The sequence below is a fragment of the Flavobacterium sp. genome (assembly GCF_035760125.1).
Taxonomy (GTDB): Bacteria; Bacteroidota; Bacteroidia; order Flavobacteriales; family Flavobacteriaceae; genus Flavobacterium.
Genome location: NZ_DASTTN010000231.1, coordinates 1 through 2,482, shown reverse-complemented (window position 1 = coordinate 2,482; position 2,482 = coordinate 1). Strand labels below are relative to the sequence as shown.

The following is a 2,482-nucleotide window of genomic DNA, read 5'->3' as shown; positions in this document are numbered from 1 at the left end:
CTGCACAACACCCGATTCCAGTCGGGACATATTCAATAAATTTTCGACTTGATGGTTCAATCGCAACGAAGCTTTTTCAATTTCAGAATATAAATTTTCCTTGTTTTCTTCAGAAATAGATACCGATTTGCTTTGAATCGTATCAATAGCTCCCATAATAGTAGAGATTGGGGTTCTCAACTCATGAGATAAGGAATCAAGTAATGCGTTGTAAAGTTTCATAGTATTGACTCTAACCTCTTTTACCTGCAATATCTTTTCCGCTCTTCTTATTTTATTGGTTAAAACTGCATTTACAAGTGCAATGATGAAGAATAAAACCAATAGCAATGAATCTTCAGCATCACTGATATGAAAAGTATAATACGGCTGAATGAAGAAAAAGTTCAATATTAATGCGCTCAAAATAGCGCTAAGAAGTAGTGGCAAAATAGCCAAAAACATAGACAGCACGGAAACTACCACCAATAAAATATAACCTACAATCTTATAGTCTAAATAATCTCGGGTAAATAAACACAGTGAAGCTACAGAACCAATAGATAGTACACTTACTAAATATTGATTTCTTATTTTGATTTGATCCAAAATACTACTCATACCCTTTGTATTTATTTTCGGAGGGCAAAGTTAAAGGATATGATGTAAGTATTTTATAATATAATAAACTAGAGTATAAAGATTTTATAAAGATTCCCTTTAATACCCAAGATAAATTTATTTTTTCACTACCGGAAAACCTATTCATTCAGTTTATGCACTCAATAATTTAAAATAAAAAGTGCTTCCCAACCCAAGTTCACTTTCAACACCTATTATTCCTCCTTGGGCTTCGATAAACTCTTTGGATATGGCCAATCCCAATCCAGTTCCCGTTTTATGGCTTCCCGGAATTTGAAAATATTTATCAAAAACTTTAGCCAAATAACGATTATCAATTCCTTTTCCTGAATCAATAACCGTAAATAAAATTTGATGATTATCATTTTTTAATTTCACTCGAATCGTACTCTTTTCGGAAGAATAGCGAATGGCATTGGTCAAGAAATTAATCAGCACCCATGACGTTTTTTCGCTATCCGCCTTTACCATTGGAAGGCTATCATCCGTTTCAACAAGCAGTTCTATTTGTTTTTGTTCGGCTTGCACTTTTACGGCTTCGGTAGCATAATGTACAATTTCGTACGGATTGCTTTTGTCAATATTCAATTGAATATTCCCGGTTTCTACCTGTGAAAGTTCCAATAATTCTCCCGTAATTTTCAACAAGCGTTCACTATCATCTTTGATACCTTCGACTAAATGCTTTTGCTCATCATTTAAGATACCCGTTTGTTCTTTTTCCAATAATTGCAGGCTGAATTTTATAGACGAAATCGGAGTCTTTAATTCGTGGGAAATAGTGGCAATAAAATTGGTTTTGGCAAAATCTAATTCTTTAAAGGGAGTAATATTTCTCAAAATAATCACATCACCGATATCAATCGTTTGTTCTTCTCCAGTGGGCTGAATAGTTATATTTACAGTTTCTTTTTCAAAATAACTTTCTTTCCCGTCGGCAAAAATCTTCATCGGAGGTGCTTTACGCACCTGAAAATTAGCTTCATCCTCAATGTTTTTAACAATCAAAGATTTCATCAAATCATTTGTCAATGCTAAGGTTGTTGCTGTTTTCCCTAGTACGTCTTCCGATTTCAGGCCGATTACTTTCAGAGCTTCGTCATTGACAAATAAAATCAATCCCTGATTGTCCAATCCAATAATAGGATCGTTCATCTTGTTGATTAAAGTTTCCAATCTTTTCTTTTCAAACGATAATTTATAGAGATTACTGTTGTGATATTCTTGCAGTTTTTGGGCCATTGTATTGAATGATTTAGCCAAATCGCCAAACTCATTGTGGTCCATAAAATGCACTCGTTCCGAATAATTTTTATTGGCAATTTCTTTAATGCTTGCCGTAAGCTCTTTTATAGGATTGGCAATATTATTGGGTAAATTCACCAAAAGATTAAAAGCTATCAAAAAGCAAAGTGTCCCGGTAATAGCAATCCACATATTGGCCGTTTCCGCTGTTCTGTTGGCAATGTCGCTTTTTTGCTTTATGGCATTCATATTTAGCTTCATTATCTCAAAAATATCCAGACGAATTTGATTTTTTAAAATCTCACTATTTTTATTTACTTTCAAAAGAGCAAAACTTTTTTGCAAATTACGTGTCGCATTATCCTCCCCTTCTTCAGTTACATTCTTATTTTGTTTATTCAGATTCGATTCAAATGTAGTTATCGCTTTTTCTTCATCGCCGGTTATCTGATTCAATGAAAGCAACATATTCCGAGAATATTCCAATGTGTTATAATTGGCTTTCAAAATATTTTCAGTGTCTTTTTTAATTGAGAAAATATAAAAAGCACTCACTAAAGTCAAGATAATTATCAATAAAAATAACAATCCGACACCTAGGTTTAATTTAGTTTTA

General features: G+C 33.0%; 2 protein-coding genes. Both read right to left on the bottom strand.

Annotated elements, in window-relative coordinates:
* The coding region (locus tag VFS71_RS08405; RefSeq protein WP_326400524.1) for a sensor histidine kinase at nt 1–600 on the bottom strand (600 nt) is incomplete at its 3' end.
* A 153-nt stretch (nt 601–753) separates the two neighbouring features.
* Nucleotides 754–2,482 (bottom strand): ATP-binding protein (locus tag VFS71_RS08400; protein WP_326400522.1); only part of this gene is annotated, 1,729 nt, incomplete at its 5' end.